Annotated in this window: 13 protein-coding genes; 2 read left to right on the top strand and 11 right to left on the bottom strand. The window is 46.7% G+C overall.

Annotated features, from left to right (window positions below; genetic code table 11):
• Window positions 1-116 precede the first annotated feature (116 nt).
• The 5 genes from K8U60_RS12760 to K8U60_RS12740 all read right to left on the bottom strand — a co-directional run bounded on the left by K8U60_RS12760 (window position 117) and on the right by K8U60_RS12740 (window position 6876).
• Window positions 117-1943: an ABC transporter ATP-binding protein gene (locus K8U60_RS12760; protein WP_223639966.1), complete on the bottom strand. Its 1827-nt coding sequence runs from the start codon at window positions 1941-1943 to the stop codon at window positions 117-119.
• Window positions 1936-3663, bottom strand: coding sequence for an ABC transporter ATP-binding protein (locus tag K8U60_RS12755; RefSeq protein ID WP_223639963.1), 1728 nt, complete (start codon window positions 3661-3663; stop codon window positions 1936-1938). Before K8U60_RS12755 ends, K8U60_RS12760 begins: the two co-directional genes overlap by 8 nt.
• A gap of 640 nt (window positions 3664-4303) precedes the next feature.
• Entirely contained in the window at window positions 4304-5236 is a 933-nt protein-coding gene (locus K8U60_RS12750; protein ID WP_223639960.1) for a DMT family transporter, read from the bottom strand.
• Between the two features lie 54 nt (window positions 5237-5290).
• Entirely contained in the window at window positions 5291-6352 is a 1062-nt protein-coding gene (locus K8U60_RS12745) for a copper resistance D family protein (protein WP_223639957.1), read from the bottom strand.
• Window positions 6349-6876, bottom strand: coding sequence for a copper resistance CopC family protein (locus K8U60_RS12740; RefSeq protein WP_223639952.1), 528 nt, complete (start codon window positions 6874-6876; stop codon window positions 6349-6351). The genes K8U60_RS12745 and K8U60_RS12740 overlap by 4 nt, the downstream gene beginning before the upstream one ends.
• A 165-nt stretch (window positions 6877-7041) precedes the next feature.
• Here K8U60_RS12740 and K8U60_RS12735 point away from each other — a divergent pair, with 165 nt between their 5' ends.
• The gene (locus tag K8U60_RS12735) at window positions 7042-9048 is read left to right on the top strand and encodes a bifunctional diguanylate cyclase/phosphodiesterase (protein ID WP_223639949.1); all 2007 of its coding nucleotides are present in this window, start codon (window positions 7042-7044) and stop codon (window positions 9046-9048) included.
• Between the two features lie 430 nt (window positions 9049-9478).
• On the opposite strand, the gene K8U60_RS12730 is transcribed toward K8U60_RS12735, so the two are convergent.
• The 5 genes from K8U60_RS12730 to K8U60_RS12710 form a co-directional block, all read right to left on the bottom strand.
• Window positions 9479-9946 carry a threonine/serine exporter family protein gene (locus K8U60_RS12730; protein ID WP_223639946.1) on the bottom strand — a complete coding sequence of 156 codons (468 nt, stop codon included), beginning with the start codon at window positions 9944-9946 and terminating at the stop codon, window positions 9479-9481.
• Between the two features lie 12 nt (window positions 9947-9958).
• Window positions 9959-10714: a threonine/serine exporter family protein gene (locus tag K8U60_RS12725; protein WP_223639943.1), complete on the bottom strand. Its 756-nt coding sequence runs from the start codon at window positions 10712-10714 to the stop codon at window positions 9959-9961.
• Window positions 10715-10828: 114 nt separating this feature from the next.
• Window positions 10829-11968, bottom strand: coding sequence for a zinc-dependent alcohol dehydrogenase (locus K8U60_RS12720; RefSeq protein ID WP_223639940.1), 1140 nt, complete (start codon window positions 11966-11968; stop codon window positions 10829-10831).
• 106 nt (window positions 11969-12074) lie between these two features.
• The gene (locus tag K8U60_RS12715; protein ID WP_223639937.1) at window positions 12075-14240 is read right to left on the bottom strand and encodes a beta-propeller domain-containing protein; all 2166 of its coding nucleotides are present in this window, start codon (window positions 14238-14240) and stop codon (window positions 12075-12077) included.
• 68 nt (window positions 14241-14308) lie between these two features.
• Entirely contained in the window at window positions 14309-15490 is a 1182-nt protein-coding gene (locus K8U60_RS12710) for an alanyl-tRNA editing protein (RefSeq protein ID WP_223639934.1), read from the bottom strand.
• A 109-nt stretch (window positions 15491-15599) separates the two neighbouring features.
• Here K8U60_RS12710 and K8U60_RS12705 point away from each other — a divergent pair, with 109 nt between their 5' ends.
• Entirely contained in the window at window positions 15600-16511 is a 912-nt protein-coding gene (locus tag K8U60_RS12705) for a diacylglycerol/lipid kinase family protein (protein ID WP_223639931.1), read from the top strand.
• A 99-nt stretch (window positions 16512-16610) separates the two neighbouring features.
• Here the strand turns inward: K8U60_RS12705 and K8U60_RS12700 are convergent, their stop codons facing one another.
• Complete coding sequence (locus K8U60_RS12700; RefSeq protein ID WP_223639914.1) at window positions 16611-17777, bottom strand: saccharopine dehydrogenase family protein; 1167 nt, start codon at window positions 17775-17777, stop codon at window positions 16611-16613.
• Window positions 17778-17793 lie beyond the last annotated feature (16 nt).

The raw sequence follows: 17793 nt of genomic DNA, 5'->3' as shown, positions 1-17793 counted from the left end.
CATTGAACTTCCGATTGAATGAAATGCCTCTTTGTTTTTATCGTATCATATAGCCTCTGGAATGTAAGGAATGCTGCGAAAAAAGCCAAGTCCATTTAGCTGGACTTGGCTCTTCTTTATAATTGTGCGTCAGCCAGCATATTGGCGTAAATGCCGCCTTTGTCCAATAATTGCTGCTGTGTGCCTGATTCCACCAGTTCTCCCATCTCCATAACCAGAACCAAATCGGCTTTTCGCACCGTATTCAATCGATGGGCGATGACAAAGCTGGTACGCCCAGCCATAAGCCGCTCCAATGCTTCCTGTATCTTCAATTCGGTGACGGTATCGATGCTGCTCGTCGCTTCATCCAGCAACAGGATGACCGGATCGGCAATCAAGGCGCGGGCAATCGACAGCAATTGCTTCTGGCCCTGGCTGATCATTGAACCGTCTCCAGTCAAGATCGTGTCATAGCCATTCGGCAGCTTTTCGATAAAGTCATGTGCGTTTGCACCTTTTGCCGCCTCCACCACCTCTTTATCCGTAGCGTCCAATTTGCCGTAGCGGATGTTGTCACTGACGGTCGCTTCGAAGAGAAAAGGGTCCTGCAGCACGAAAGCGATTTGCTTGCGCAATGTTTCACGTGGCATGTCAGCAATCGGCGTGCCGTCCAACCGGATTTTTCCTTCATTGGCATCATAAAAGCGCGCCAATAACTGCATAATTGTTGTTTTCCCTGCACCGGTTGCCCCGACAAGCGCCGCGGTTTGGCCAATGCCGACGGTGAAGCTGACATCACGGATGGTCCAGTCTTCTTCTGTTCCTTCGTATTTAAAGGACACACGGTCGAAGATCACTTCGCCTTCCAATTTCTTTTCGACATTGAAGACCTGGTCATCCTTTTCTTCCGTCTCATCCATGATGGAGAAAACCCGTTCAGCGCCGGCGATTGCCGACAGGACGGTATTGAACTGGTTAGCCAGGTCGTTCAACGGACGTGTAAATTGCCGTGAGTACTCCGTAAAAATCACGATGACACCGATCGATACAGAACCATTGAGCGCCAGGATCCCCCCAACACCGGCCACAATCGCAAAACTGCCGTTGTTGAGGAAGTTCATCACTTTTGGAATGAACCCGGCATAGGTCCATGCCCAGAATCCTGCACGCCGGAGCCGCTCACTTTTCTCCCGGAACTCTTCCATCACACGCGGTTCCTGAGAAAAGGCTTTGATGATTTTTTGTCCGGAAATCGTTTCTTCAATCATTCCGTTCAATTCCCCGATCGCTTTCTGCTGCTCTTTATAGAGGCGGCCTGTGCGCTTGGTGATCCATTGAATGGAAATGTACATGAGCGGAATGATGATCAGCGTCAATAACGTCAATAACGGGCTAAGCGTCAGCATGACGATTGCCGTACCGGTCAAGGTCAAAATGCTTGAAAACACTTGGATGAAGGACGTGTTCAATGTCGAAGAAACATTTTCGATATCATTCGTCATCCGGCTCATCAATTCTCCATGCTGGCGCTTGTCAAAGAAAGTGACAGGCAAGCGCTGGAGGTGTGAAAAGAGCCGCGTCCGCATGCGGAAAATCACCTGCTGGGCAATCCCCACCATCCAAAAGTTCTGCAGGTACAGAGAAACGGAATGGCCGATATATACGACAATCAACCACAGCACCACAATTCCCATCCCATTGAAACTTTGCGGAACAATGTATTCATCGATGATGAAGCCGATTAAATACGGACCAAGCAGGGCCAAAGCCGAGCTGACGAAAACAAGCGCCAATACCACGATCAGCAGGAAGCGCTGCTCATCCACCAGTCTCCAGATTTTCAGCAGCGTCGATTTCCAATTTTCCGCACGCTCTGTTTTCTTGTCGTCTTTCTTTTTCTTCAAGTCTTCCTTGGTAAGGATCGGTTCATGGCCGAAAGGACGGCGAATCGCATCAAACATATTCATCAACCTCCTCTTCCTGCTGGGACATTGCAATCTGGCGATACAGTTCGGAGCTCTTCATCAGCTCTTCATGCGTCCCATAAGCTGAAATCATGCCATCTTCCAACAGCAAAATACGGTCGGCTCTCATCGCCGTCCTGATTTTTTGCGTGACCATCAGCATTGTCGCTTCTTCCCGGTCCAGCTCTTCCCACAACGCCGCCTCGGTTTTGACATCCAACGCACTGGTGCTGTCATCCAAAATTAAAATCGAAGGCTTGCGCACCAAGGCGCGCGCAATGGACAGTCGCTGTTTTTGGCCCCCGGATAAATTGACGCCTTTTTGTCCGACGCGGGTAAAATACCCTTTCGGAAAACGTTCCACCGTTTCATGGATCTGGGCCTTGATGGCTGCATCAGCCAGTTCCTCCTGCACCACTTCATCTTTGCCCCAGGAAAGATTATTGGAGATAGTTCCTGTAAACAGAAGCGATTGCTGGGGCACGATGCCAATCGTTTTGCGCAATGCCCGCAGCGACCATTTCGTGACATCACGGCCATGCACCGACACCGTTCCCTCAGTTCCATCATAAAACCGTGGAATCAGCTGCAGCAAAGAGGATTTCCCCGATCCTGTCGCTCCCATGATCGCCAGTTTTTCATTGGCTTTCAAATGGAAAGAGATATTTTTCAGCACAGGCCGGGTAGTTTCCGGATAGGTGAACGAAACGTTATCGAAACGGATTTCACCACGGTGGATGGCTTCACTTTCTCCAACTTCCTCTTTTTCACGGATATCCTCCGCCAGCAGCACTTCTTCAAGCCGCTCGGAAGAAGCTTTCGCACGGGCAAAAATCATGATGATGAAGGAAAACATGGAGAAAGCACCTGTCATCCGCATCGCATAATTGACGATGGCCACCAGTTCACCGATCTGTGCTCCGCCGCTCCGAATTTCAAATGCCCCGAACCATAAAACAGCAAGCAAGGAAAGGTTCATACCGAACAATAAAATCGGCAGGATGATTTCCATGATCCTGAAAGCTTTTACAGTATCTATTTTTAGAGAGCCTGCCACTTCTGCAAAGCGATTGGTTTCGTATTTCCCACGAAGGTAGGCTTTGATCAGACGCACAGCCTGCAGATTCTCCTGAACGATCCGGTTGACCCGATCCAGCCGTTTTTGGACAAAACCAAAATAGCTGACTCCTTTTTTGACCATGACATACAGAAAAATAAGCAGAAATGGAAAAACAATCACCAAATAGAAAGCCAGTTTAGGATTGACGACAAATGCCATGATCATACTTCCCACCACAAGCAAAGGAGCACGCAGCATAATCCGCAAGCCCATATACAGAACCTGCTGGACCAGCGTTACATCGCTCGTCAACCGTGTGATCAAACCGGAAGCCGGAAATTTATTGAACATGGCCAATGAAAATGATTGGATGCGTCCGTAGACGGCCTGCCGAAGATCAAATGAAAAGCTTTGCGAAGCATGCGCCGCAAAATAAGAATTGACGATTCCGGAAACAAAAGCGATGACGGATAAGGCCATCAACACGATTCCCAACTGGATGATGACGTCCTGATCCCTTGCCACAATTCCTTCATCAATGATGCTGGCAATGACAAGCGGCTGCATCAATTCAACCGTCAGTTCCAGAAGCATTAAAATCAGTGCAATCACAATATAAAATTTATATGGTTTGGCATATGAAAAAACTGTTTTCATGGACGTGCCTCCTAAACGTTTCGATACTCGAACCTTTGTACTGAATAGTATGCCATAATTTTCAGATATCGAATAGAGATTTCTATTTTGGCACGTAAAAGCGATGCCGTTTTAAGCGGCATCGCTGACATTAAAATTATATAGGCAGCAATCAGCAAAACTAGTTTTGCTCAGAGTGTAGACAAAGCCTGACCAAAATGTATAGCAGTGCATAATCCCCAACCGGTCCGGCCACTTCGCTTTCCGTGGGCTCAGCTTCAGCCTCCTCGTCACTGCGTTCCTGCGGGGTCTTCAGCTTTCGCTGTCCCACAGGAGTCTTCGTGGCCAGCCCGGTTGGGGCATGTTGCTTCAATCAAAGAGAGAAGCTTGCTCGTCTGTTCTAGAAAGAATAGTCCCAACAAATCTAGAAAACCCTTCACTCAAGGATCCGGAGCGCCAGGCGGCGACTCCTGCGGGGACAGCGAAGTGCCGAAATCCACTCGGGCGCCAGTCCGAGTTAGTTCGGCGCGAGCCCGTGGAAAGCGTCCGCCTGAAGCGCAGGATCCGGTTTAAACAGGATGAAATGTGTATTCATGCTTTAAATGACAGCAATATTCTTTTGTCTACAAGCTCAGCAAAACTAGTTTTGCTTTATCTATGTTTATTCAGAAGACTGCGGCTCCTGAGTCCGCCCTTTTTTCTTTTTCGTACTTCCTGCAAGCGACAGCCACGTGACGAACACCAGCATCAACAGCGCGCCGAGCATTTGAACCGGCGACAGGACCTGGCCGAACCAGAACATGGAAATGACCATTGCCGTTAAAGGCTCAAGTGATGACAAGATACTGGTTTCAACTGCCGTGATATAACGCATGCTGCTGAGGAACAGGACGAAAGCTGCTGTTCCGATGAAGATGATCGCGATGATTGCCCCAATAACAGGCGGCTCGGTTAAAATCGGCCATTCATCTGACAGGAAAACCGGGTTTACCAGCCCCAGGAAAACCCCGCCAAAAAGCATCGACCATCCCACAACAACCAAAACTCCCCATTCCTGCATGAGCCGCGCTGGATACAGCGTATAGAAGGTGAAAGCCAATCCCACGAGGATGCCCCAGAAAAAAGCTTCTCCACTGATGATCAGTTGATCCGGCCTGCCATTGGTCAGCAATAGAAATAACCCGGCTAAAGTGCCGACCATTCCGATGATCTGGTAGCTGGGCGGCATTTTTTTATGGGTCATGGAAACAAACAGAATGACATAAACAGGAGCCAAGAACTGCATCAATGTCGCCACTACTGCGTTGCTTGCTTCAATGGCCGCGACAAAGCTGTACTGGACACCAAGCATTCCCAATATCGAGAATATCAGCAAGGGCCGAACCCAATACTTATTGCGAAAAATTGCTGTAATTCGGACGCCTTTCAGTTTCAGGAACAGAAGCAACAAAAGACCCGCTACGGTCAAACGAATGGTTAAAAGAAACGGTACAGAGATACCGTAAACTTCCATTGTCCATTCCATCAAAGGACCTGTAGCTCCCCACAGTATGGCCCCGATCAATATCATGGAAATCCCTTTTAAACGTTCCATTTCCCCACTCCTTTCCATAGAAAAACCAATCCCGGAAGATTGGCTGTAAATTAATTAAAATGAAAGACTCAACATCAATCCTGCATAAAAACAGATAATGAATCCAATACCGAACAACAACGACAGCCAGGCATTCAACTGACGGGAAAAGCCCAATAGCATCAATGCCAGTAAGAGCAAGCTCAGCCCCATCAGCAGCGAGCCATTCAACGTCAAATCCAGTCCAGCTGTAAGCGGGATGTATAATGGACCAGCCAATTGTTCAATAAACCATCCACCGCCTTCGATACGCAAGGTATCATTAACATCATGAGGCGGTGCCTGCTTGCTCATAAAAGCAGTAAAGACAAAGACGACAAGCAACAAAACGCTTTCAAGCTTCAACCAAGACTGCTGAAACACTTTCTGTTTGTTGAGAAATCCATTGATTAATGCTGCCAGCAGCACCGGAATGATGCTTATATGTTTCAACAGCAGCAATTGCCCATAAGGCAAAGCCCAAGAGTTTGCATAATCGGATGGTGCCACGAAAAAGAACATGATGACGATTCCGCTGGCAATAACCGCAGCTACACAGAAAAAGGCAAAAGGCGTAAACCAGGCCAGAAAACTGCGCCAGTTCGCTCCATCTTTTGTAAACCAAGCCACATGGAGCAAAACTCCAGCCCACATCGACAGAAAGAGAATATGAATTGATTGAAGCGCAAATCCAGTCCAAAGGTCAAGCGTCGAAATATGGCTATAGAAACCGACTGTCAAAATAAGCAGGAACAAATACAATCCCTGGATATGCCGACTGCCGCCAAAATAGATGGTGAGAGACAGGATGATACTGAGCAGCAAAGTGATCAACCATCCCTGTCCAATCCGAAACCCGGTAATGGCATTCAGCCAAGCTTCTCCCCAGCCTTGGCTGCCCTGCAGAAAGACCACGAGTTCATAAACCGGGAAAAATGACAGCAGAACGATGCCTGTGGCACTGAGCAGGAGCAGAATTTTAGATTCAGCAAGCGGTGGTTTTCGGTCTTCCGGTACAAATTGCAGCACGATATACCCAGCAAGATACGAAAAAGCGATATACAGCAAGACATCGGCAAATGCGGTGAAAAACGTCATTCTTTCTTCAACAGCAATTTATAGATTCCATAGATGACCAAAACAGCAGCAAGGATAAGCAAGACGGTCACCATCAAATTACCGCCAGACTCACCTTCAGCAGACTCAACGACTGGGTTTGCCAGCTCTTCCGCTACCTCAGTCTCGACTGGCGAAGTTTCCACTTCTTCCTCAGCTTCAATAGAGACACCGAATGCTACTTCTCCTTCAATCGGATGTCCGTCTTCTCCGATAATATTCCATAGAATACGATACGATCCATTCGGTAAGGTTTCCTTAAAATCCCCCACCATCGTGTCCTCTGCAATAGCAATATTGGCGAATTCGAAAGACTCACTTTCTCCTTCAATTGTCATTGTGCTGCCTTCTTCGATTTTCGTACCGAAAACCAGTTGCACTTCCTCTAAAGCTTCAGCTACATTTTCGCCTTCAGCGGGCGTTGAGGACAATAAAGTTGTATGCGCTTGAACCGAAAAAGGTATACTAATAATTAGGAATAATAATACAAAAAGTTTCTTAAACATTTTCTTACCTCTATTTTCATATGATTTATGCCTATTCTCTCACGATTACCAGCGAAAGGATAGTGAAAAATCCGTGAATTTCCTGTAGAGATTATTTTGAAAAGGATGACGATAGACCTTTTCTTCTTTATAATGAAAATAACTACGGTTAAGGAGCGTTAATGAATGAGTGAATTGCAAGGAAAACTGGCTGATACCCTCGTTTTTAATCATATCCCTTTCCCCATCATCATAATCGATAAAAACGGCTTGATTGTCTGGTGCAACCAGCATGCCGAGCGCGTTTTCCAAATAGAATCCGAAGCAGTCAAAGGACAGCTTTCTCCTTATATGAATCCCGAAAAAGCTGCATTAAGCAAACATCCATGGGATAAATTACTACATACTGAGGAACCGGTAAGATTTGAAGATGTGGAAATAGAATTGAGCGAGGGCATAAAAGCGTATACAACAGTAGTAGCCAAATCCTATACATCCGACAACGAACAGTTCGTCATGACCATCTATGAACTCGATGAAGCGGATGAAGACGGCTCTGCCCCTAAAGAATTAAATCAATTACGAAATGGTTTGGACGACTCGTTCATGCTGCTGTATTTTGATGAAGAATTTTTGATCACATATGCAAATCCATTGTTCCTGAAATTGAGCAAATGGACTCCGAAACGAATCTTAGGCAAGCCTGTATGGCATATGTTTGGAGACGGTGAAGAAGAAGTCCAATTCGTCGATTCCATTCTTTCTACGTTAAGAGAAGGGAATGTCTGGAACGGCGAAGCGAAAAAGGTGAAAAAAGATGGTGAAGTTTATTGGGTTGATTTGACAGCAATTCCGATGCAACTTTCGAGTGAAGACACGTATTATATTTTCCTGGAAAAAGACATTACAGCAAATAAGAAAGCCCAACAGCATCTCGAAGAAATCGCTTTTATCGATCCTGTGACTGGATTGGAAAATCGTCATCGGCTTGAGCAAGTAGTCAATGAATACATAGAAGAAGGTCGGCATTTCTCCTTTATTTTTCTGGATATTGACCGTTTCTATACGCTGCGCGATGTTTCCGATACAGACACGGAAAACGAATTGCTCACCGAATTCACCAAGCGCCTGCGGATGTACTTTTCCGATTCCATCATCACACGTGCCGGTCTGCATGAGTTTGCTTTAGTAACCCCTTTAAGCAATTGGTTTATCGAAGGATTTCTCCATTATCTTCAGCAACATCCGATTTACCTGAAGGGTACGGCGGTGCCGATGACCATCAGCGGCGCCATTACAAAATACCCCGAAGATCAGCAGAGCTTCATGCATTTGATCAAAGCTTCCTATGCAACAATCAAAAAAGTGAAAGATCGCGGGGGCAGTGCTATTGCCGCGTTGACATCCGATGACCATGAACGGTTGAATCGTAAAGCGCTTATCGAAAAACGGCTCATCTACGCATTGGACCGTAAGAATTTGCAGCTTTTGTACCAGCCACAGGTCAATTTGAAGAACGGTAAAGTGGAGCGCGTCGAAGCATTGGTGCGTTGGACCGATTCAGAAATCGGTGTCGTCACGCCGGATGAGCTCATCCCGATTGCAGAAGAAAATGGCTTGATCAATGAAATCGGTAGCTTCGTTATTGAAACAGCGTGCAAACAATTAAAAGACTGGAAATCCAAAGACATCGATCTGCAGATCAGCATCAACTCATCCATCCGTGAATTCAGGGACAAGGATATGGCGAAGATGCTGCTTGAACAATTGAAGGTCAATAATTGCCAAGCCAGTTCATTGATGATCGAAATCACTGAGAAATTCGCTCTCGAAGCCGAAGCAGAACGTTCGATTATGGCACAAATGAAAACTCTTCACCAAGCAGGCATAAGTTTTGCATTAGATGACTTTGGGACTGGCTACGCTTCGTTCCGCTATATGCTTATGTTGCCAATATCTTCATTAAAAATAGATCAAATGATCATACAGTCGATTACTAAACAAGAAAAAATACAAAAATTGATCAATGGCATGATCCAGTTCGGAAAATCTCTCGACTTCCAAGTAACAGCAGAAGGCGTTGAGACAAACGAACAATTTGAACTCCTGCGTGCCATGGGCTGCGACAGCCTCCAAGGCTACATCATCGGCCACCCGATGAGTGCCGCAGATTTGGAGAAATGGTTGGGGTAGACAGAAAAACGGAAGCAGCCGTTAAGCCCCGACAAGCGCTGGAAGCCTTACCGGTAATGGCGTTCTTTGCCATTGCGGGTAAGGCTGAAGCGACTCGAGGGGCTGGCTGCTGGAGCTGGACAAAGAAAAGCGGAAACGGCCGTTCAGCTCCGACAGGCATAAGACGGTCTGGCGAAGCAGCATTTTTTCAGCTGCACAGCCAGAGTGGCTTATGTCCCGAGGAGTTGGCCGTTGGAGCTGGACAACACGAAAAGCGAAAGTGACCGTGTAGATTCGACGGGCATAAGACGCGATGGCGAAGCGGCGTTCTTTGCCGCACAGCCAGCGTGGCTTATGACCCTAGAATCTGGGCACTGCAGCTGGACAACAAGAAAAGCCCACCCCAACCAACATATTCCCAAAACATAAAAATGGGTCTGACAAACAAGAATTATTCTTGTGTCAGGCCCATTTTTCTTTGTATTCTTCTAGCCTGCCGCTTAAAGTACAGCTGCATCAGCACTTCAGCAAAAACCAGCCCCATCGCAACAGCTCCGGAAATCATCAATGCTTCGGAAGCAAAAGCGATAGCTTCCAAGTGATTGTTTTCAACGATGTTTCTCATAGCGTTGTACGCCTTGCTTCCCGGCACTAATGGAATAATTCCAGCGATACTGAAAATAATCATCGGCATCCGGAATTTTTTAGCCAGCAAATGTGCCACAATCGAAACAGCAAATGCGCCGGCAAAAGAAGCCTGAACCGAGTCATCAAAAGCCAGAAAGAATGCGCGGTAGATGAGCCAGCCGCTCATCCCGACCAACCCACAGCTGACCAGGGTCCGGCGCGGGGCGTTGAAGATGACACCGAACGCGCCTGCTGCCAAAAAACTGAGAAATGCTTCCAATGGCCAGTTCATTTGATTACCCCCTTAAAATGATAGTACTACTGCGATTCCAGCACCGATAGCAAATGCCGTCAAAAAAGCCTCCGCTCCCTTGGATAATCCTGATACGAAATAACCTGCCATTAAATCACGTACCGCATTGGTAATCAGCAATCCCGGAACCAGCGGCATGATGGAACCGATGATCAGCGTATCCAAATTTGTCGCGATTCCGGTATAAACAGCGATGGATGCGAGTATTCCGATGACAAAAGCACCAATGAATTCAGCAAATATTTTTACCCGTGTCTCGATCAGTATGGTTTCTACTATAATGAACCCGATTCCACCGATTACAAAAGGAAAAGGAATATTGGACCAACTGCCACCCAATAAAATAAAAAAGCAGGCACTCGCCACCGAAGCAGCCAGCGTCTGCACCCATACACTGGTTCGGTAATTGGTTTGGTCAATGATCATCATTTCATCATAAGCCTGTTGCAATGTATATTCGCCGGATACCAGTTTGCGTGAAACCGAGTTGATAAGCGCCACCCGTTCCAAGTCGGTACTCCGGTTATTGATGCGGACAAATCGTGTAGCAAGCTCTTCACTTGGCGAAAACATGATGCCTGTGGGTGTTACGAAGCAATGGGAATTCACCATATTTTGTGATACCGCCATCCGGATCATCGTATCCTCAACACGATAAGTTTCAGCTCCACTTTCCATCATGATTCTGCCAGCCAGCAAAAAACAATCCAACGCGAGTTCACGCCTAGTCTCTCCTATTTGCGCCACATGCGTCTCTCCTCTCGCTGTCGGTTTCTGTACTCATCATAACGCACATAGGCAAAAAATTAAACGCCCCAGTAAATCGGGGCGTTTAATAAAATTTTTATCGTGTGTCGGAAGTTATGGTTTCAGGACGACTTTCGTACAATTGTCTTGATGGTCATTGAAGATTTGATAAGCTTCACTGGCACTTTCCAACGGCACGATATGCGAAATGATTTCGCGCGGATCAAACTCGCCATTTTCGATTTTTTTATACAGCATCGGCATCAAGTGGATAACGGGTGCCTGTCCCATTTTCAAGGTGACATTCCGTTCGAACATGTTACCCAGCGGGAACATATTGTAAGTCAGTCCGTAAACACCAGTCAATTGAATGGTACCAAATTTGCTGACAGCGTCTTTCGCAATGTTAATGGCGCTGAGCGTACCACCTTGCAGCATCAGCTTTTGCTGGGCGGCTTCTGCTGGTGACTTTTTGCCGTCCATCCCTACACAATCAATGACGACATTCGCGCCCCCCTGCGTAATCTCGTGGATCAGCGCGCCCGTGTTGTCATGTTTACTGAAATCAACAATTTCTACATTGTTCATTTTTTTGGCAAGTTCCATTCGGTAAGGAATCTCATCCACTGCAATAACGCGGCTTGCACCCTGCATCCAAGCGAATTTCTGTGTCATGAGTCCAATGGGGCCACATCCCAGAACAACTACGGTATCCCCTTTTTTTACGCCGGCATTTTCAACACTCCACCAGGCTGTCGGCAGGACATCTGATAGGAACAGCAATGATTCATCTTCCAATTCGGAGGATTCAGGAATAACAAGAGGCATGAAATTGCCATAAGGTACGCGAAGATACTCAGCTTGCCCTCCTGCATAATCGCCATAGCGCTCCGTTAACCCAAAATAACCGCCCGTATCGAAATGGGGATTGCCATTTGAGTTGTCACATTGGCTCTCTAATTCATTGCTGCAATAAAAACAGTGGCCACAGCTGACGTTAAAAGGAAGGACGATGCGATCGCCTTTTTTCACTTTGGTGACATCCGGTCCGACTTCTTCCACAATCCCCATTGGCTCATGGCCAATGACGGTGTCTTTTGTCGTCGGCAATGCACCTTGATAAATATGTAAATCTGTACCGCAAATAGCAGTTGAAGTTATTTTTACAATGATGTCGTCTTTTTTCTGAAGTTCAGGATCCTTAACATTTTTCACCTGCATATTTTTTGTTCCTTGAAACGTTACTGCTTTCATCGATATCCCTCCAGTTATAGTTTTCAGAATACTTCTCAACTTCCCTTTTTCTGCTAATTGAAAACATAAAAAAAAGAAGAGGGCGATAAAAACACGCCTCTTCCCGCTATTTATCAAACACCAGACTACCGATTGGTTCGAATGTATCCAATCCATAGCTTTTGATTTCACCATTTGCCACTGTGTACAATTCCCCGCCAACATAGAGGATGCGCTGAATGGCCGTATTCCAGTCTTCGTATTGGTCATCGGTTTGTTCAATTAAATTTGCTGCTTGTGAAATTCCGTCTGGTGTAATTGTGTAGATCAGTGCACCTTCCCCTTCAAACTCCACATAGTCACCACCCGTTTCTGCGTATAGCGCAGCAGGAAAACCAAACAGGTTTTTTTCCTGATGCGTGAACAATGCTTTATGGTCATATTGGAGCGCCGAATAGGTTCCGGGTCCACCGATAATCTCTGTATCTTTTTCCAGTGGGTCAGTAAAATCGCTGACATCAAATAAAGAAATTTTCATGCCGCCTGTCACGACCCGAGGTTCTCCGCCTTTTACTGGCACCAGTTTCGTATCATAGCCAAAGCCGATCAAATGATTCTCATCCAACGGGTGAAGATAATTTGAGAAGCCCGGTATTTTCAGTTCTCCGAGCACTTCTGGAGAAGATGGGACAGAAACATCAATGACGAAAAGCGGATCCGTTTCTTTAAAAGTCACCATGTAGGCTTTTTGTTCAATAAAACGGGCTGAATAGATCCGTTCTCCGGGAGCCAGATCTTCCACTGATCCCACTTGGTTCATCTGCCCATCGAGGATGAACAGATGATTTTTCGACGGGGAAGTCAAGTCCCATGCAATTCCTTCTGTTGTTACTGCCCTAAAGTAGCCATTGTATTCATCCATGGAAAACTGATTGAGCAAAGAACCTGTTATTTCTGCAGAAGCGAGGAAATCGACAGCTGTTCCGCTCAAACTGAATTTAAAGACTTCAGTATTTGCCTGCTGTGGCAGCCAGATAGCCATTTCCCTGTTGCCCGGCATTTGCTCCTCATCCAACGGAACATAAGCAGACGCTGTTAAATAGAGACTTTCTTCATTCATGTAAAGCTGCTCATTGCCTCCTAAAAACCCTTCTGTCGAGATGTCGTTGGTTTCAGGAGCATTCAAGTCGATGGTTGTAATGACGCTGTAGCTGCCCTCCATAGTCCCCGGCAAAACCGCGATGCTGTCATAAGGCAGAGGCTGAAGCTCGCCTCCGTCATTTGAGTCATACCGATGCGGCCGCAGTTCAGGTTCATCTTGCTCTTCCAGCACCCAATAATCCGGATAGACGTTGGTGACAAAGTAAAGGACATTGTTTGCCAGCCTTGCGCCACTTAAATTTCCTTCAGCGCCGAATTCACGGATCAACTGAGGAGATTCGGGGCTACTGATGTCATATAAATAGACAGAGGTGATGCCTAAATGCGGCAATTGGCTGTGCGGCAGCTGAAAGTTATCGATTGGCATGGCTGAAAAACGGCTTCCCATGACCACCAATGTATCTTCCGATAAGAAAAGCTGCTGCGGGTAGGTTTCTTCTGTAAAGGGCAGCTCAGCTGCGACCACCATCTCCTGCGGATTTCGGACATCCGAAATCACCACACGCGATTCACTGATGGAGTAGATATACGAACCATCCGTTTTCACAAGATCGGCTTCATCCACACCTTCCACCTGGTTATTGGTAGTCGAATAATCCCCATTCGCTCCCGAGCTTCCGCTTTCACCTGCTGCAGAGTCAGCGGATTCCGCGGTCTCTTCACTGCCTTCCTGCATGATGCCTCCGAATTGCCGGTTGTTTTGTTGCATTTCCATCAGACGCGCGAAATAGTTCCGCAACTCTTCTTCACCTGATAGTTTTTCCAGTTGTTCCTGTACAGCGAAAGAAACTTCTGTATCCACTAAACTTTTCATAAAACTGTTCTTTAATGCTGCATTTTTGATATGCAATTGGTATTCACCTATTGGGATCCCCCGAATTTCCAGCGTCTTTCCATTTTCATGGATAAACATTTCGGTGTCGACACGGTCACCATTTTCATCCGTGATGTATATATACCCCTTATCAATGGCTTCCTGATGGAGCGATGAAGAGAAATTGGCTTTCCACCCCTGCTCCGCTAAAGCAACAGAGGAAGCGCTGACTGATACTTTATCATTGAAAAAAACAAACGACAGACCGGCAACTGCAATCGCAATGGCAGCAATGAGCCAGATTTTTTTCTTCTTCATGACCACTCACGCCCTTTCAGACATCCCTTTTTCCATTAGACAGAGAAGCACTGGAAAAGTTACACATTTCACTTGAAATTTTTTAGGGCTGACCGGAAAACACCCTTGAATATTTCCGGTGAGTTATCGGTAGCACCGCCACCTTGAGCAAATTGTGCGTTTCCTCCGCCTTTGCCTCTAGTCAACGCCAAAAGTTGCTGCAACACTTCACGCATATCGCCCGGCGCCTGTTCCCCTCTTGCACAGACAAAGCGTACATCTCCTTCTGAAGTACTGATGAACAGCACGGTTACTGAAGGATTTTTAACAATCACCAAGCGGGCAAGCTGCTGCAGTTCCTTAATCGGACGGCCTTCAAAGAGCTTTTCTATAATTCCATTAGCCGGATTAATCGTCTCAGCTTCCAGGTTCAGCAGTTGTTCCTGAAGATTTTTGATTGCTTTGTCAGCAGACGCCTTGTCTGCCAATAGAGTTTTCGCTGCCTGCGGCAATTCGGCAGCCGGTGCATTCAGTTGAGCCACCAGTTTATCAGTCGTTTCCATCAAAAAGTTAAAATGCTGCAAGGCACGATCACCGCATAAAAAATAAACCCGCATTCCGCCTTTGGCTTTCTCTGTAGAGATGATCTTCAACAAACCGATATCCGCTGTATTTTTGGGATGGGTGCCTCCGCAGGGATTGAAATCAATTCCTGCAATTTCAACCAGCCGAATGTCCCCTTCCACTACCGGCGGCTTTCTCAGATTCAGCTCTTTTGCTTGTTCGGAAGTGATCCAGCGTTCGGAAATTGAAAGGCATTGGCGGATTAACCCATTCGCCTTATTCTCAACCGCCAGCAGTTGTTCTTTTGTTGCCGAATCCAAGTCCAAATCGATGGAGACCCGTTCTTTTCCTAAATGAAAACTTTGGGTTTTGAAACCGAAATCGTCTTCAAGCAAAGCACTCAGTAAATGTTGCCCCGCGTGCTGCTGCATATGATCCCATCTTCTTTGCCAATCCACATGGGCAGAAAAGTTGCCTTTCGGCAGCTGAATATCTGTGTAATGACGGATTTCGCCTTCGACAGACTGTACATCCAGCACTTTGGCAGGTCCAATCTCTCCCTGATCCGCCGGCTGTCCGCCGCCTTCAGGATAGAAGCAGCTTTGGTCCAGGATAGCGTAATAGCCGGCTGCATCCTTTCCGCTGTCCATCACGCCCACACGAGCTTCTGAAATTTCCGAATCCTGGTAATATAATTTAATTGTCATATTGGCACCTCTTTTTTATAGTTGCTTTCATTTTACTGGCTTCCATTGTTTATGTATTCTTGATTAGTGGAATTATATAAGCAAATAGAAGTACAGGAGGACATATGAAATGCCTAAGTTCAATCGTTCCGTATTATTGTATAACGGCAATGCAGGAGCGTCTACGGTAGACTCTGTTCTGCGGCTGGCTGTACCTCATCTGGCTGAAGCGTCCAAGTCACTCGAGCTGATCAAAACCGATTCGCCGGAGGAATTCGAGAATGCCTGCCAAACTGCTGCTACGCATGCGGATATTCTGTTTATTGCCGGAGGCGATGGAACTGTCCATTCTGCGGTCCGCGCTTTGGCCTCCGTTCCCGCTCCGCCTCCAATGGCTATTATTCCAAGTGGTACCTGTAATGATTTCGCACGCACCTTGAACATTCCTTTAGACTTGGACTTAGCGGCTTCAGAATTGGTCAATGGGGAAATTAAAGAGATCGATACAGGAAAAATCAACGGCGGCTCTTTTCTCAATTTTGCCGGCATCGGCCTGATTACTGATGCTTCTTCAAACATTGATCCCCACCTAAAAGAACGTTATGGAAAAATCAGCTATTTCATGAGCGCGCTTCAGTCCATGCGGCAGGCAGAACCATTTCCAGTGCATTTGAAGATTGACGGAATCAGCTATGCCGAGGAGGGTGTGCTGGTGCTTGTCATGAATGGCAAGTCGATCGGTACACACAACTTTCCACTCGCAACGATCGACCCGACAGATGGACTGCTGGACCTGTTTATTATCCAAACTTCATCTTTGGCCGCTTTACGAGAGTGGTTTTCTTTATCACAGCCTGAAGTGGTCGCAGAGGAATTGGAGCATATCACCCATTACCAGGGAAAATCCATTTCCATCAAAACAGAAGAAGAACTCGATGTGGATACCGATGGCGAAATCTATTTGACCACGCCACTCGACATCGAGATTCAGCCTGCCAGCCTGAAAATGCTGGTCCCGAAAAAAGTGGAAGAACTTCTATAAGAAATGAAAAGAAGGATGGCGCCGTCTGGGGCCATCCCTCTTTTACTGTTTGACCATACATACTTTAGCGCTCTTTGTTCTATAGATACACACAAACCTTTAATTCTGAAGAGCTGAACGGTGAACGGTTTCTTTGATTTCTACACCGCGCTTTGCCATCTCTGCAATATATTCGTCTCCTGGAACAACCATTTCCGGTGGGTAGGCACCCGCCTTATCGATTATGCCTTTGCCGATCATCTGTGCGACAACTGAAATGGTATAGGCGGTCGCACGCGCCATTGCGGTAACGCCCGTATCAGGATCTTTCACCGTCACCATATTGTATTCATAGCTGATATCCTCACCAGCCTTCACGCCTGACACCATTACCCGCAGAACGACAGCATCTTGCTTGTCCCCAAGTGCCGTTATGGGTTCCAGCACAGCCTTCAAGACCGAACGCAGCTTCACTTCATGACCTTCCACTTGGACTGTTTTTGTCCGGTCGGTAAAGCCCAAATCAACCAATAGTTTAAATTTCTCGGCATGGCCTTTGTAGCGCAATGTTTTGTATTCCAGTGAATTTACATCGCTGAAGGTATCCGTCAACGTCGACGTTCCTCCAGATGTATGGAAGGCTTCCAATTCACCGAAGCCTTCAAACTCGATATGTTCAATTTCAGATAAGGATTCAACTTCCAACAGTTTCCCTTCACGGATGACATGGGATTTATCCGTGTAATGGTCGAACACGCCTTCCAGCGAAAAAACATGATTGTATTCGAGCGGCGGTTCCGGATGGACAGGAATGCCCCCGACATACAAACGGATATCAGAGACCTGGTCAAGCTTGCTGGCACCATATCCTGCGAGGATGTTGATCATTCCAGGCGCTACCCCTAAGTCAGGAATGAGCGTGACGCCCTTTTGCTGTGCCTGTTCATGCAATTCCAGCACAGCATCCGTCGCTCCGCCAATATGGCCGCCCAAATCTACAGCGTGGACACCGCATTCAAGCGCAGTAGCCGCCACTTTTTCATTGAAGGTATAGAAAAGGGCATTGATGACGATATCTCCTTTTGCAATCACTGCCGCCAATGCTTCATCATTGGCCGCATCCAATTCCAGCACTTCCAGCTTGCTGCTGCCGAGCTGTTCTTTGAAGAGTTTGGCCTGTTCAGTATTCCGATCTGCTAAGAACACCAATTCCACAGCATTGTCAGCGACCAAGTCCCGAGCCGCCTGCTTCCCCATCAAGCCTGCACCTAATACGACGACTTTCATCTCTCTATCCCCTTTC

It is taken from the genome of Planococcus circulans, from assembly GCF_020023385.1.
In the GTDB taxonomy this organism is placed as follows: Bacteria; Bacillota; Bacilli; order Bacillales_A; family Planococcaceae; genus Planococcus.
This window is presented reverse-complemented; position numbering and strand designations above follow the sequence as displayed.

Coding starts and splice junctions, on each gene's coding strand:
- K8U60_RS12760 (WP_223639966.1), bottom strand. CDS start 1,943: ATGTTTGATGCGATTCGCCGTCCTTTCGGCCATGAACCGATCCTTACC.
- K8U60_RS12755 (WP_223639963.1), bottom strand. CDS start 3,663: ATGAAAACAGTTTTTTCATATGCCAAACCATATAAATTTTATATTGTG.
- K8U60_RS12750 (WP_223639960.1), bottom strand. CDS start 5,236: ATGGAACGTTTAAAAGGGATTTCCATGATATTGATCGGGGCCATACTG.
- K8U60_RS12745 (WP_223639957.1), bottom strand. CDS start 6,352: ATGACGTTTTTCACCGCATTTGCCGATGTCTTGCTGTATATCGCTTTT.
- K8U60_RS12740 (WP_223639952.1), bottom strand. CDS start 6,876: ATGTTTAAGAAACTTTTTGTATTATTATTCCTAATTATTAGTATACCT.
- K8U60_RS12735 (WP_223639949.1), top strand. CDS start 7,042: ATGAGTGAATTGCAAGGAAAACTGGCTGATACCCTCGTTTTTAATCAT.
- K8U60_RS12730 (WP_223639946.1), bottom strand. CDS start 9,946: ATGAACTGGCCATTGGAAGCATTTCTCAGTTTTTTGGCAGCAGGCGCG.
- K8U60_RS12720 (WP_223639940.1), bottom strand. CDS start 11,968: ATGAAAGCAGTAACGTTTCAAGGAACAAAAAATATGCAGGTGAAAAAT.
- K8U60_RS12715 (WP_223639937.1), bottom strand. CDS start 14,240: ATGAAGAAGAAAAAAATCTGGCTCATTGCTGCCATTGCGATTGCAGTT.
- K8U60_RS12710 (WP_223639934.1), bottom strand. CDS start 15,490: ATGACAATTAAATTATATTACCAGGATTCGGAAATTTCAGAAGCTCGT.
- K8U60_RS12705 (WP_223639931.1), top strand. CDS start 15,600: ATGCCTAAGTTCAATCGTTCCGTATTATTGTATAACGGCAATGCAGGA.
- K8U60_RS12700 (WP_223639914.1), bottom strand. CDS start 17,777: ATGAAAGTCGTCGTATTAGGTGCAGGCTTGATGGGGAAGCAGGCGGCT.